Genomic DNA, 13,615 nt, shown 5'->3' with positions numbered 1-13,615 from the left:
TTCCCACGCCGGTCCAGCGTTTTACGGGTTGGCAGGTGCGACTGCTCGACCATTCTGATGATCTCGAGCTTTTCGGATGCGGGATATCTCATTCTGGCTCGTCCCCATCCGCGATCATGCTTTTTTTTGAGCAGACGGTTTTCCAGGGTCAGATCAGCCACGCATTCCTTGAGCGCACCAGCCTCACTGCGCAGATCCTTGACTTCATCACTGGTAGCAGCGCGCGCCGTATCACCCGCCAGGCGGCGCTTGCCGGCCTCCATGAACTCCTTGGACCAAGTGTAATACAGGCTTTGCGCGATGCCTTCCTTGCGGCACAGCTCGGCAATGCTATCTTCGCCACGCAAGCCGTCCAGCACGATCCGGATCTTGTCTTCGGCTGAAAAGTGCCGTCGGGTCGCCCGGCGAATGTCCTTCACCACCTGCTCGGCGGGCTTTTTGGTATTCGAGGATTTGGCAGTCATCTTGGTTCCTTCGTCATCCGACGAGACCAAAACACTCCTTAAAGCTCAACCCTGAATCTGTGCCATGGGTGCTGACGGCGGACACTCTGCGGCGTTTGCCGCTCCGCAACGCCCATTCTATGGGAACGATCCAAGCCGGTTTCGCGAAGGCACGCCATTGAGCGCGGCACTCTCTGCAAACATTGCCCGAGAGGACAAGGAAGCTTAGGCAGCGCCGTTGACGACACGCAGTCTATGTGACCCGATGGCGGCGGGGGGATAGGTTCGGTGCAGGGCCAACGCGTCCGGAGTTCGTGACGGAACGAGTTTGAGGCGGGTCAGTTGGATGCTTGGGTATCGTATGGACGCCAATTCCAAGGCTATCCGGTTGCTGTGAGCCCCCTCGAAAAGGCTGGAGTCTAATTTGACCCGTTCGATAAAGATTTCTCCCTATAAGTGGCCGGCCGGTGGCTGGGGTTCGGCCAAGTCGGTTGCCAAGTATCTCAGCAGCGAAGGGCTGCTGCTCGAAGGGCCGGGCATCCTGCTTCGTCAGAACAAGCCAAAGGGCTTTACCTGTGTAAGCTGCGCGTGGGCTAAGCCCAACCCGACCCATCCTGCCGAGTTCTGCGAGAATGGAGCCAAGGCCACGGCTTGGGAGCTTACCAAAAAGCGGGTGACACCCGACTTTTTCCAAGAGCACACCCTGACCGAGCTCAAGACCTGGTCGGATTATGACCTAGAAGCCATCGGCAGGCTGACCGCGCCGCTGCGATACAATCCTGAGACCGACAAATACGAGGCTGTAGAATGGACCGAGGCCTTTGCCGAGATCGGCCGCGAATTGGCGGCGATAAGAGAGATCGACCCCAGGCGTACGGTATTCTACGCATCAGGCCGCGCCTCGCTCGAAACCAGTTACATGTATGCGCTGACGGCGCGGCTCTATGGCAACAATAACCTGCCCGACAGTTCCAATATGTGCCACGAGAGCACATCGGTGGGGCTTACGGAGAGCATAGGCGTGCCGGTCGGCACGGTAACGCTGGACGACTTTGAGAGTACCGACGCCTTTTTCTTCTTTGGACAGAACGTTGGCTCGAACAGCCCGCGCATGCTGCATCAGTTACAGGAGGCGAGCGACCGCGGTGCGGTGATTGTTTCGTTCAATCCGCTGCGCGAGCGCGGACTGGAACGCTTCATCAACCCGCAGAATCCTATCCAGATGGTCACGCTGCGCGAGACAAAGATTTCGCGCGAATACCTCCAAGTGCGTCCGGGCGGTGACATCGCGGTCGTTATCGGCATGTGCCGCTACCTGCTCGAGGCGGATGCAGCGGCCAAAGCCAACGATAACACCGAAGTGCTCGATCACGCCTTTATCGCACAGCACACGCATGGCTTCGGCGACTTTTCCGACTTCGTGATGAGCCAGTCCTGGGTCGAGCTCGAACGCGAGGCTGGACTGACCCGCGCCGCCATCGAGCGGGTGGCGGCCTTCTACGTGACAGCGACGGCATCAATGATCGTCTATGGCATGGGCATCACCCAGCACAAGCTGGGCGTGCAGTCAGTGCAAATGTTGGTAAACCTGCTACTGATGAAGGGCAATATCGGCAAGCCCGGCGCCGGCATCTGCCCGGTGCGTGGCCACTCCAATGTGCAGGGCCAGCGCACGGTCGGTATTTCGGAAAAGCCGGAATTGGTGCCACTCGACAAGCTCGACGATCTCTATCAATTCACGTCGCCTCGCGAAAAAGGTATGACCACCGTGGAAGCCTGCCAAGGCATTGTGGACGGGTCTGTCGACGCGTTCATCGGCCTGGGTGGCAATTTCCTCCGCGCCGTGCCGGATCACGGGCAAATGGAAGAGCATTGGCCCAAGATGCGGCTAACGGTGCAGATCGCCACCAAGCTCAATCGTGGGCAGTTGTTTACCGGTCAGCATGCCTTTCTGCTGCCGTGTCTCGGTCGTATCGAGAAGGATCGCCAGGCAACTGGGGAACAGATTGTCACCGTCGAAGACAGCACCGCGGTAATCCACAAATCCAAGGGGCTGATGGAGCCGGCGAGCGCCGACCTCTTGTCGGAGCCGCGCATCGTCGCCGAGATCGCCAAGGCCTGTTTGCCGTTCAACGCTAAAGTGCCGTGGGAAGACTGGGTGGGCGATTATGCACTGGTGCGTCAAGCGATTGAGCACACCTATCCTGATCAATTCGCCGACTTCAACACACGCATGCATATCCCCGAAGGCTTTCGCCGGCCGATCGCCGCCAGTCATCGCGAGTGGAAGACCGAAAGCGGCAAGGCGCAGTTCGTAGTACCGACGGCACTGCAATCGAGCTTCGATACCGGCGAGGACAAGGACGTGCTGCGACTGATCACCCTGCGCAGCAATGATCAATTTAATACCACGGTGTATGGCTACGACGACCGGTTTCGCGGCATCAAGGGCACGCGCGAAGTGCTGCTGCTCAACGACAAGGACATGGTCAAGCACGGCATCGTCGAGGGCAGCATGGTGATGCTGGAGACGGTGGAAGACGACGGCGTGGTGCGGCGGCTGGGAGGCCTGCGCGCCACTATGTACGACATGCCGGAAGGCAGCTGCGGTGGCTATTATCCGGAATGCAATGTGCTCATACCGATCCGGCAGCACGCTGAAAGGAGCCAGGTGCCAGCGGCTAAGTCCGTTCCAGTACGGATCGTTCACTGATGTTTGCCACTCACCTCGCGTTCACACCGGTGAAATGGGACAATGCCGCCTTGCATTCTAACCGCGAGCTTGCCGCCGAGGCTGCCGTGGCCATAGTCGTCAATGGCACCACCCAGGCTGTGATGATGGCGACGCCGGCCGACCTCGAAGCCTTCGGCATCGGTTTCTTGCTGACAGAACGCCTGCTGGCGTCGGTCGACGAGATCTTGCGCCTGGAGGTTGTCGACCACGAGCTCGGCATCGAGGTCCGCTTCTGGCTGGTCGAAGCCCGCGCCCGCTTTCTTGCCGATCGCCGCCGCACCATGGCCGGCCCCACCGGCTGCGGACTTTGCGGCATTGAAAGCCTGGAACAGGCCATGCGTGACATTAAGCCAGTCGGCGCGGGCATCAGCCTCAACGCCGAACAGGTCTACGCGGCCATGGCCTCGCTCGGCCCAGCGCAAGACTTGAATGCAATGACCCACGCTGTGCATGCTGCAGCGCTCTGGCATCCCGAGCAAGGGTTGCTGGCCATCTGTGAAGATGTCGGGCGTCACAATGCACTCGATAAGCTGGTTGGCACTGCCATCCGGAATGGGCTGCGGCCCGATCACTGCGCGCTGCTGCTAACCAGCCGCATATCCATCGAGATGATCCAGAAGGCCGCCGTGCTCGGCACTGCCACGGTCATCGCGGTTTCGGCGCCCACGGGGCTGGCGGTTAAGATCGCCGAAGGCGCCAATATCACCGTGATTGGCGTAGCGCGCCACGACGGCTTCGAGGTGTTTTCGCACGCGGAACGTGTCGTTTAGGCTGCCGCGAACAAGAGCTAAGTTTGTGCCTCACCGATAGTGGGCCTAGGGGTCACCGGCGATATCGAATTGTAAAGCGGCCGGTTTTTGCAGCCTTAGCGCGTCTCATTGGATGAATAGTGGAAATGATGGTCGCGTCGGTTAAGGGCAACCCGGCCGTAGTTTAGTGCTTTTCATGCCCGGCTGCGAGGACAACGACGCAGGCTGCATGAGTCTCGAGTGCCGGCAACGTTTCCTTGGCAAAACCAACAAGGGTCTGGTTGTCGCCTGAGCCGGCGTAGGTGCAGTCCACTAAGCCATTGGGTCCATTTCGAAGCGGCCCACCTCAACGGCATGGCAGTCCGGCGGCTCAAGCTAATCGCCTTTTCGCCGGCTGGCGACGCAGCCGCCCTGGGCCGACATCATCTATGCCAGTTCAGCCTATGTATCCAGATCACGCTTGCCGTGGCTATCTAACATGTTAGGCTCTCCCCGGGCGGTAGCGTGGAGGCTTCCGCACAACGCCATCAAGGCGTGAGGGAGGATCATCATGAAAAATGCACTCGTTCTGGGCGCGCTTGCTGCGGCGCTCGTATGCAGCACGGCGATGGCCGAAACGTCCGGCAAGCGCATCGCTCTATCCAACAATTACGCGGGCAATTCCTGGCGCCAGGCCATGCTGACGAGTTGGGATACTATAACCAAGGTTGCCGTCGAGTCGGGTCTGGTGGCCGCGGCCGACGCATTCACCACCGCGGAAAACCAGGCCACCGAACAGGCCGCCCAAATCCAGAACCTGATCCTGCAGGGCTATGACGCCATCGTCGTCAACGCTGCTTCACCCACCGCGCTCAACGGCGCGATCAAGGAGGCCTGCGACGCAGGCATCACCGTGGTGTCATTCGACGGCATCGTAACGGAACCTTGCGCCTGGCGTATCGCAGTGGATTTCCAGCAGATGGGGGTTAACCAGCTCGATTTCCTCGCCAGCAAGCTACCCGAGGGCGGCAACCTGCTCGAAATCCGCGGCCTGGCTGGCGTTTCGGTCGATGAAGAAATCCACGCCGGTATCGAAAAGGGCTTAGCGGCCCATTCCAACTTCAAAGTCGTTGGCTCGGTCAACGGTGATTGGGCGCAAGACGTAGCGCAGAAGGCCGTCGCCGGCATCCTGCCAAGCTTGCCCGACGATATCGTTGGCGTCGTTACCCAGGGTGGCGACGGATATGGCGCTGCCCAGGCCTTCGCCGCAGCTGGCCGCGAGATCCCCACCATTATCATGGGCAATCGGGAAGACGAATTGAAGTGGTGGCAGGAGCAGAAGGATGCGAATGGCTACGAGACCTACTCGGTCTCGATCGCGCCCGGCGTTTCTACCCTCGCCTTTTGGGTCGCACAGCAGATCCTCGATGGCGTCGATGTGCCAAAAGATCTGGTCGTGCCGCTTGTCGAAGTCACCCAGGATAACCTGGAAGATCAGCTTGCAGCCACTGGTGCCGGCAGCGTGACAAACGTGGAATACACGCTTGAAGACGCCCAAGCGACGATCGCCGCGGCCAAGTGATGCGTTGATGGACACGGCCGCGACATCCCGCGACATGTTAGCGGTGAACGGCGCCGAAAAGAGTTTCGGCGCCGTTCGCGCGCTTGCGGGCGTGGATTTTGTCGTCCGCGCGGGCGAATGCGTAGGTCTCGTCGGCCACAATGGTGCCGGCAAATCCACCTTGGTCACCCTGATGACCGGCGGCACCAAGCCTGACAGAGGTCGGATCTTGCTTGATGGGCAAGACGCGACTGGCAGTTACGGCTTTGCCGCGGCACGGGAACATGGCTTACGCTGCGTGTTCCAGGAACTCTCGCTCTGCCCAAACCTCACAGTTACGGAAAATACCCGCATTGCCCATCGATCCATTTCCGGACTGGGGTGGCGGCGACGCGCCGAACAGGTGATCCGTCAAAAGCTCGACGAAATTTTCCCCGGCCACGGTATCGATGTCGGTACGACCATTGCTTCGCTGTCCATCGCTAAACGGCAGATGGTCGAAATTGCTACCGCCTTTTCGGAAAGCGAAGCCAAGGTCCGCCTTGTGATCCTTGATGAGCCGACCTCCTCGCTCGACGCGACACTGGCTGGGCAGTTGCTGGCCTATGTCCGCAAGTTCGTGGGGGCCGGCGGATCAGTCGTCGTCATCTCCCACATCCTCGGCGAAATACTCTCCGCTGCTGATCGCGTGGTGGTGATGAAGGATGGCAAGGTTGTTGCCGAGCGGCCGGCCAGCGAATTTACCGTCGCCTCGCTTGTTGCGGCAATGGGCAGCGTCGTGCGCGAACGCGACGCCGTCAGGCCGGCCCGCGATCAATCCGGACAGACTCCTGTACTCGCGCAAACGGCGACTGGCCCAGAGCCGGCCATAGGCTTCGTCGCTTATCCCGGCGAGATCGTAGGACTTGCGGGCTTGGGCGGCCACGGCCAGACGCGCACGCTCATAGGCCTTTATCGCGACCAGGGCGGCGACTGGATTGCGCGCAGAGATAGCAAGGTGGCCTTTGTTGCCGGTGATCGGCATGTCGATGGCAACCTGCCGCTATGGAGCATCCTTAAAAACCTGACATTGACACTGTTACCGGACCTCACACGTTTCGGTCTAGTTCAGCACCGGGCAGAGGCGGCCGTTGCCCAGCAATGGCGCGCGCGTATCGAGGTTCGCACGCAAGACCTCGACAACCCTATTCTCTCCCTTTCCGGGGGCAACCAGCAAAAGGTGCTGTTTGCTCGCGCTCTGGCGACTCGGGTGCCCGTGGTGCTGATGGACGACCCCATGCGCGGGGTCGATATCGGCACCAAGCAGGAAGTCTACGCCATCCTCCGCAGCGAAGCCGACAAAGGGCGCACTTTCGTCTGGTACTCCACTGAAATGGACGAGATTTGCCAATGTGACCGCGTCTATGTCTTCCGCGAGGGGCGGATCGTTGCCGAGCTGCGCGGCGCCGACATCGCCGAAAGCCACATTCTTGCCGCCTCGTTTGCGGAGCAAGCCGCTTGAACTGGTTGACTGCCGACCGCCTCCGCCTCCTGGTACCTGCCTTGTCGCTGGCGGTCTTGCTGGGAGCTGTGTTTTACCTGCAACCCCGCTCCATGAGCTATGTAGGGCTGAACCTCCTGTTGAACCTTGCCGTGCCCATCACGCTGGCCACCATCGCCCAGATGCTGATCATGATGGTCAATGATCTCGATCTGTCGATGGGCACCTTTGTCAGTTTCGTTGCTTGCGTCACCGCTACTTATTTACAGACCGACCCATGGCTCGGTGTTTTGATCCTGGCCGTCTGTATCGCCGCCTATGCCGGCATGGGCGTGGTCATCCACCTGCGCAACCTGCCTTCGATTGTGGTGACGCTGGGGATGAGCTTTGTCTGGGGTGGCCTTGCAGTGTTGATGCTACCCACTCCAGGTGGCACGGCACCTGACTGGATTCGCTGGCTGATGACCAGCAAGCCGCCCATCGTGCCGATGGCAATCGTCGCCAGCGTGCTGATCGCCGCGATCACCCATTGGCTGGTCATCCGCTCGGCCTTCGGGGTCGTGCTGCGCGGAGTTGGCGGCAACGAACGCTCGGTGCAGCGCGCCGGCTGGTCGGTGATCCGCGCCAAGGCGCTGGCATATGCATTGGCGGGCTTGTTTGCCGTCCTGGCCGGCATTGCCTTGGTTGGCCTGACAACCTCGGCAGATGCCAATATCGCCCTGCGCTACACACTACTCTCCATTGCTGGGGTCATTCTCGGAGGGGGCGAATTCGTCGGTGGGCGCGTCTCGCCCATCGGTGCCGTTATCGGCGCGCTGACGCTGACCCTCGCCGCGTCCTTCCTGAGCTTTCTGCGAATATCACCCGACTGGCAGATCGGCGCTCAGGGCGCGATCCTCATTGTCGTCCTGGCCTTGCGCCTGCTGCTCAACCGACGCGAAGCACGCGAGGGTCGCCAGTGAGGACCCTTGCTGCAAAACCCTGGTTCTGGTCCTTCGTCGCCGCTTTCGGCGTCTGGCTCGCCACCATCCTTTTCACCGGCGGCGCCTCGACCATCGGCGTGTCACAGGCAGCGCTAACCTTTGCCGCCTTTTCGATCATCGTTGGCCTGGGGCAGATGTTCGTCATTACACTCGGCCCGGGCAATGTTGACTTGTCCATCCCCTCAACCATGACCCTTGCCGGCACCGTGGCGCTCAAGGTGATGGAAACCAATGATGGGCTCGTGCTGCTGGGCCTGATCCTCGCCGTCCTCGTCGGCCTCTGCATCGGCGTCGTCAATTACGGCTTGATCAAGCTGCTGCGTATCCCGCCGATCATCGCTACTCTCTCCTCGAGCTTTATCATCCAATCCACCGCGATCTGGTACAATCGGGGTATCCGGATCAAGCCGCCGGCCACGCTGATACAGTTTGCGACCGGCACGACCCTGGGCATTCCCAACGTGGCCCTGGTAGCCCTGCTGATCTCGGTTGTCATCTGGGTGCTGCTCGAAAAGGGCATCTACGGCCGGCGCGTATCCGCCATCGGGCAAAACATGCGCGCTGCGCGCCTCGCCGGCGTACCGGTCGATGGCACCCGCTTTGCAACGTATGTGCTATGCGCCGTTCTGGCCTCACTTGCCGGTCTGTTGCTCAGCTGCTTTTCAGGCGGCGCGGCGCTCAACATGGGCACGGAATACCTCCTTAGCTCGATTGCCGTCGTCGTCATCGGGGGAACGGCAGTCGCCGGCGGCTCTGCCAATGTCCCCGGTATCTGGGGCGGATCTCTGTTCTTGTTTCTTGTGGTGTCTATGCTCAACACGTATGGCGCCAGCGCCGGCGTGCGCTTGTTGCTGACCGGCATTATCATCATCGGCGTCATTCTAGCCGCCAGCCGCCGGCCTTTGGCGTGACCGAGTATTTCAGCCAGCTGGCTCCGCCGAGCGTTTTCTTGGCGCCAAAGACTGTTTTCCTCTGGCCGAAATGGTCACTGGCGAAACGCCTTTGACGCAGGCAGTAAACGGCAGCTGCCGATCCCACATCAGCAGTTCGTGGCTTGGAGGCGAAACCACGAAAGCAGCCGTTCACCAGAGGTCCGATGCGGATTTGAGGTCACCACTTCGCAGGTGACAAGGCTGCCATCACCAACAAATAGCGGATCGATAGAGACCAAGTAGCGTTAGGGCTCGCCGACGTTTGCGGCGGCCGCACCTGGAGGTCGGCATGCGTGGCAAGATCACCGTTTTAGCGCGCCGCAGGCGATACGCTGCCAACGAGGGATAGCGAAATGTTCGACTGGTCGCCCGACCCCTATATCGTCGCGCTCACCGGAGCTGGCGTCCTCATCGTTTTGGTTGCGATCCGGGCAACGCTCCCGCGGCACAAGCATAGAGATCTGGTGGCAGGACGAGGCGCGGGTCGGCCAGAAGAACGGGATCACCCGGCGGTGGGCCAAGCGCGGAACGCGGCCATCGGCGCCCAAGGATCAGCGCACCACCTCGGCCTAAATCTACGGCGCGATCTGCCCGGCCGAAGGGAAAGGTGCAGCGCTGGTTCTGCCTCGCTGTAACACCGATGGCATGGCGCTGCACCTTGCGGAAATCTCGGCCACTGTGGCGCCCGGCGCGCACGCCGTGCTGTTGCTGGACCAAGCCAGTTGGCACCGCTCCGCCGCACTCGTCGTTCCTGCCAACATCACCCTGTTGCCGTTGCCATCAAAATGCCCCGAGCTTAATCCAGTCGAAAACGTCTGGCAGTTCATGCGCGACAACTGGCTCTCAAACCGAGTCTTCAAATCCTACGACGACATTCTCGACCATTGCTGCTTCGCCTGGAACCGCCTCATCGGGCAGCCATGGCGCATCATGTCAATCGGATCGCGCCAATGGGCAATGGGTCAGCATCAGTCAGACTTGGTATTACGGCATAAAACCAGCCCAAGTTTTCGTCCGCATCCCCAAAGCCGAAGGTCGCCTCAAAGAACTGATAGCGGAAGACCAAAAGGCAGATTTTACTCGGCAATACACCCGCAGCAGCATCTGCTGCGGGTGTATTGCCGAACATGATGCACCATTCGGCAATTGGATGCCCGTATAGGAGGCAACATAGCGAGCGAGCCAGCCAGCTGTAGACCTCAAGGGCGGAAAGGTTCCCTCGGGGACACCCAACCAGCCGACTCTCAATCGCGAGCCGGCAATTGGAATGCCCCGGTGGGGAACGTCAGCAATCGACCAACTTTTACCACAAGCGGTCATTCCGCTAAAGGTGCCAAATCGGCCGTGGCGCAGGTCTCCGTGAAACGAGCTCGATTTGAGGGCAGGGCCTAATGCCCGGGATCACGCAAAAGCGAGTTTCAACTTTCGGACCATTTGCATCTAATCCATGCTTTCACAAGTTGAAACTATTGATGTGGGAACACGATACCAGCCGGCTGTCACGCCGGAGGTCGCGGGTTCGAGTCCCGTCTCTCGCGCCACCCTTTCCCAAGGTTTGCGCGTTTCATTCCTCAAATAGTTTCAACTTTTTGAACTCGTTCTGTTCCGGGGCGAGCTTACCGCGCCCGATTCGTCGAGCCAGATCAGCCTCTCGAACTGCGGCAGCATTGACCGGCATATAAGTTTTCTGAAGCTTGCGATTTACGTCGATTGAGTCGCCCATCTTGGCGGCCATTATTTCGACCGAGGCCCCGCCCGCGTTGTCTTCGACTGCTCCCGTACGTCGCATGTCAATCAGCTTCCTGGTTTCGTCAGCTCCAAAGACCAAACGCCGAACGTCGGCAAAATCATCCACAAGGCTTCTTTGGTGTAGCGCGCGGGACTACGAGGACGTCCGCCCTTACCTTTGGGCGTAAAGCCGCGGGTCCAAAAAAGAGGCGTCACGCTTGCCCCTAGCCTCGGGCATCTCTCAGCGTCGGGTCAAGCTTGTCGCGGAGCTAGTCGCCGGCCAGACTGATCGACAGGGTGGTCAGGAAGATGACCACGCCGGCCGGCACGCCCATCCACCATGGGTCAGCCCGACATGCAGGCGACTGGCCATCAACCCTTGCGTATAGGGGTGCTGGGGACGGGTGAAGAGATCGTCAGCGGTTGCCAGTTAGAGCACGCGGCCGGAATACATGACCGCCACGCGATCGGCGATTTCGGCAACGACGCCAAGATCGTGAGTGACAAAGATCATCGCGGCGCCGGTTTCGGCCTGCAGATGCTTGAGCAGGCGCAGGATCTGGGCCTGCGTGGGTCACGTCGAGCGCCGTGGTGGCTTCGTCGGCGATGATCAGACGAGGTTGGCAGGCCAGCGCCATGGCAATCATCACCCGCTGGCACATGCCGCCCGAAAGTTCATTGGGGAACGAGCGCGCGCAACGCGCGGGATCGGCGATGCCAACCTGGGCAAACAGCTCCACGGCCATGGCAAGAGCGACTGCGCGAAGCATGTTCTTGTGCACCACCAGCACCTCGGCTACCTGATCGCCGACACGCCGCACCGGATTAAGCGCGGCTGGCGCATCCTGGAAAATCATGGCGAGGTACGGCCGCGCAGATCGGCCAGCGCACGCTCGCCCATCCTCGTTAGGTTCTGGCCCAAAAACGTCACCCGGCCTGACTTGACCGCAACCGGAGCGGCAGTAAGTCCCATCGCGGCCAGGCAGGTAATCGATTTGCCGCATCCGCTCTCGCCGACGAGGCACAAGGTTTCGCCGGGCTCAACGACAGGTTCACATCGAGCACGAGATCGACCTGCGGCGTGCCGACAGTCAGCCCGTGATGGCGAGCACCGGCACCGCCGGGTCAGGTTGGCTTGTCCGCCGGCTGATGCCGGCGGACTCATGGACGGACAGCAAGCTCACGAGGGATTGGCCTCGCCGAGGTTATAGGGACGCAGGTCCATTTAGTAGAAGCTATAGGGCTGCCACTCGAGCGACTTGCGAACGCCATAGGTCTCAAGCGGCTGGTAGAGGATGGTGCCAGGGGCTTCCTCTTCCCACTGGTCGAGCATCTGCTGGAACACTTCGCGGCGTTCGGTCATGTCGGTGGTGAGGTCGAGCTTGGCGCCCAGGGCGTTGAACTCGACGGGGGCCATTCCTTCTGGCTCTTCTGGAAGCCGCCGAGCAGGCCCCACAGGTTCCAGATGGCGCCGGCCGGATCGGGATAACGGGTCGAATTGGACCAGGTGCGAACCATGTAGATGTCGTCGGCCAGATCGTCGGTGCTTTCGACCACGTTGAGGCGGGCGTTGATGCCAACGGCCTTCCACATTTCAAGGATCGCCTGGGCGGCGGGCGTGGCATTGGTAAAGTAGGCGGCGCGGGTGCTGTAGACGATTTCCTCGCCGTTATAGCTGGCTTCAGCCAGCAGCGCCTTGGCCTTTTCCGGATCATAGCCGAAGCCAGGACGGTCGGCGTCATAGAGGTCGCCGAATTGGGGATGCTGGAAGCCGTTGGGAACAATGGCGCGTCCGGCCCAGAGGGCGTCGGCGAGCAGCTGGCGATCGCCAGGTTCATGGCCTGACGGATACGCTTGTCGGCCAGCACTGGATGGGCGGTGTTGTAGACCAGCACATGCGGGTTGGCCAAGACCACCGAACGGGCGGATCGGCATTTTTGGTGACGAAACGCACGGTTAGCGCGTCGATGGCGGTCACCGATTCAAGGCCACCGAAATACGAGCGGCCATAGGGGAGCGGAGCGGTTTCGCCGGTCAGGCGCTCGGGCGAGAAGGTAAAGACCACGTAGTCGGCGGTCAGCGTCTCGCCATTGTGGAACTTGACTCCGTCGCGCAGCGTCACGTCCAGGGGGCGGTCATCGACCCAGTTCCAGCTGGTGGCCAGACCCGGTACGAGGGTCGAACCGCTGCCATTTTCGCCGGACAGGAATCGCGGCGGATCAGCGTATCGAACATCGAATAGGTGATGCGCACGCCTTGGTTGGAGAGCTCCTTGGCGGGCTCGAGGGTGGGGGGAATAGCTTGCACGGCAACGACCACATCGGGTCGCTCCTGGGCGACAACGGCCGACAAGCCAACAAGAGTAGCCAGCACGCCGACAGCGGCTGCTTTCATCAGAGATTTCAACATCAGGTAGCCTGGGAGGAGGGAGAAACGAGACGCCGAATAGGGGCGGGATGCAATGGTTTGATGACAATTCGGCCAAAGCCGGACGTTCAATTGCAACGATGCAATAACTTTTCGGTTTGCAGCTGTCGTGGGTCTCATCCAGAGGCAGGACGTTATCTAACCGGCACCGCCTGAGGCGCCACAGCACCCTCAGAACAGCCAGCGGTCACCAGGACCGTATCAGACAAATTCACTAGCGAGGGCATGAGAGGGCGGGCGGAAGTTCACCCCGCAATGCGATTTGGACACCGATCGCTTGGCGAACATTATGAAGGATCAGCATTTTAGAGAGAATTCCAAATTGCTTGGAAACTGGGTTACATCACCGGGCGCATAAAGTGACAAATATCGACAGCATTATCTGGACCGCCCAGCAGGGCACCGGCCTCGGCTACGATGCGTTCGCGGCCAACTCCGAAGGCAGTACTCCCCAAACCAACCAACCTCTTTGAGGTCTCGCAGGACCAACTCGACGCCGTCGCCCTGCGGCTCGATCAACGACCACGAAAAACTCTGGACTCGAAACGCCGGCCGACAGGCTGCAGAAGGTGTTGGGATGACCGGTTGAACTCACCGGT

General features: G+C 60.4%; 14 protein-coding genes and 1 pseudogene. 7 read left to right on the top strand and 8 right to left on the bottom strand.

Features of this window, described 5'->3' with window-relative positions; all coding sequences use genetic code 11:
• The coding region (locus WH91_RS14490) for a transposase (protein WP_144408375.1) at positions 1-464 on the bottom strand (464 nt) is incomplete at its 3' end.
• Between the two features lie 403 nt (positions 465-867).
• Here WH91_RS14490 and WH91_RS14485 point away from each other — a divergent pair.
• The 7 genes and pseudogenes from WH91_RS14485 to WH91_RS23550 all read left to right on the top strand — a co-directional run.
• Positions 868-3,156, top strand: a complete 2,289-nt coding sequence (locus WH91_RS14485) for an FdhF/YdeP family oxidoreductase (RefSeq protein ID WP_199533529.1) — start codon at positions 868-870, stop codon at positions 3,154-3,156.
• Positions 3,156-3,947, top strand: coding sequence for a formate dehydrogenase accessory sulfurtransferase FdhD (gene fdhD, locus WH91_RS14480; protein WP_046171730.1), 792 nt, complete (start codon positions 3,156-3,158; stop codon positions 3,945-3,947). Before WH91_RS14485 ends, fdhD begins: the two co-directional genes overlap by 1 nt.
• A 529-nt stretch (positions 3,948-4,476) precedes the next feature.
• A complete protein-coding gene (locus WH91_RS14475) occupies positions 4,477-5,487 on the top strand; it encodes an ABC transporter substrate-binding protein (protein ID WP_046171729.1) in 1,011 nt (336 codons plus the stop codon).
• Positions 5,488-5,494: 7 nt separating this feature from the next.
• A complete protein-coding gene (locus WH91_RS14470; RefSeq protein WP_046171728.1) occupies positions 5,495-6,967 on the top strand; it encodes a sugar ABC transporter ATP-binding protein in 1,473 nt (490 codons plus the stop codon).
• Entirely contained in the window at positions 6,964-7,908 is a 945-nt protein-coding gene (locus WH91_RS14465; protein ID WP_046171727.1) for an ABC transporter permease, read from the top strand. The genes WH91_RS14470 and WH91_RS14465 overlap by 4 nt, the downstream gene beginning before the upstream one ends.
• The gene (locus tag WH91_RS14460; RefSeq protein WP_046171726.1) at positions 7,905-8,840 is read left to right on the top strand and encodes an ABC transporter permease; all 936 of its coding nucleotides are present in this window, start codon (positions 7,905-7,907) and stop codon (positions 8,838-8,840) included. The genes WH91_RS14465 and WH91_RS14460 overlap by 4 nt, the downstream gene beginning before the upstream one ends.
• Positions 8,841-9,305: 465 nt before the next feature.
• Positions 9,306-9,824: pseudogene (locus tag WH91_RS23550) on the top strand (IS630 family transposase); the annotation flags it as partial.
• A 601-nt stretch (positions 9,825-10,425) separates the two neighbouring features.
• Here the strand turns inward: WH91_RS23550 and WH91_RS14455 are convergent.
• The 7 genes from WH91_RS14455 to WH91_RS25485 form a co-directional block, all read right to left on the bottom strand.
• Complete coding sequence (locus WH91_RS14455) at positions 10,426-10,716, bottom strand: hypothetical protein (RefSeq protein WP_143078250.1); 291 nt, start codon at positions 10,714-10,716, stop codon at positions 10,426-10,428.
• Positions 10,717-11,005: 289 nt separating this feature from the next.
• Positions 11,006-11,446, bottom strand: coding sequence for an ATP-binding cassette domain-containing protein (locus WH91_RS25825; protein WP_280140256.1), 441 nt, complete (start codon positions 11,444-11,446; stop codon positions 11,006-11,008).
• The gene (locus WH91_RS25820; RefSeq protein ID WP_280140255.1) at positions 11,443-11,754 is read right to left on the bottom strand and encodes an ATP-binding cassette domain-containing protein; all 312 of its coding nucleotides are present in this window, start codon (positions 11,752-11,754) and stop codon (positions 11,443-11,445) included. Before WH91_RS25820 ends, WH91_RS25825 begins: the two co-directional genes overlap by 4 nt.
• 60 nt (positions 11,755-11,814) lie before the next feature.
• Complete coding sequence (locus WH91_RS25500) at positions 11,815-12,006, bottom strand: hypothetical protein (RefSeq protein WP_046171724.1); 192 nt, start codon at positions 12,004-12,006, stop codon at positions 11,815-11,817.
• Complete coding sequence (locus WH91_RS25495; RefSeq protein ID WP_046171723.1) at positions 11,949-12,524, bottom strand: ABC transporter substrate-binding protein; 576 nt, start codon at positions 12,522-12,524, stop codon at positions 11,949-11,951. Before WH91_RS25495 ends, WH91_RS25500 begins: the two co-directional genes overlap by 58 nt.
• A complete protein-coding gene (locus WH91_RS25490; RefSeq protein WP_244542460.1) occupies positions 12,424-12,711 on the bottom strand; it encodes an ABC transporter substrate-binding protein in 288 nt (95 codons plus the stop codon). Before WH91_RS25490 ends, WH91_RS25495 begins: the two co-directional genes overlap by 101 nt.
• Positions 12,708-12,983, bottom strand: coding sequence for a hypothetical protein (locus tag WH91_RS25485; protein WP_046171722.1), 276 nt, complete (start codon positions 12,981-12,983; stop codon positions 12,708-12,710). Before WH91_RS25485 ends, WH91_RS25490 begins: the two co-directional genes overlap by 4 nt.
• Between the last annotated feature and the right edge of the window lie 632 nt (positions 12,984-13,615).

Source organism: Devosia psychrophila, assembly GCF_000971275.1.
Taxonomy (GTDB): Bacteria; Pseudomonadota; Alphaproteobacteria; order Rhizobiales; family Devosiaceae; genus Devosia; species Devosia psychrophila.
This window is presented reverse-complemented; position numbering and strand designations above follow the sequence as displayed.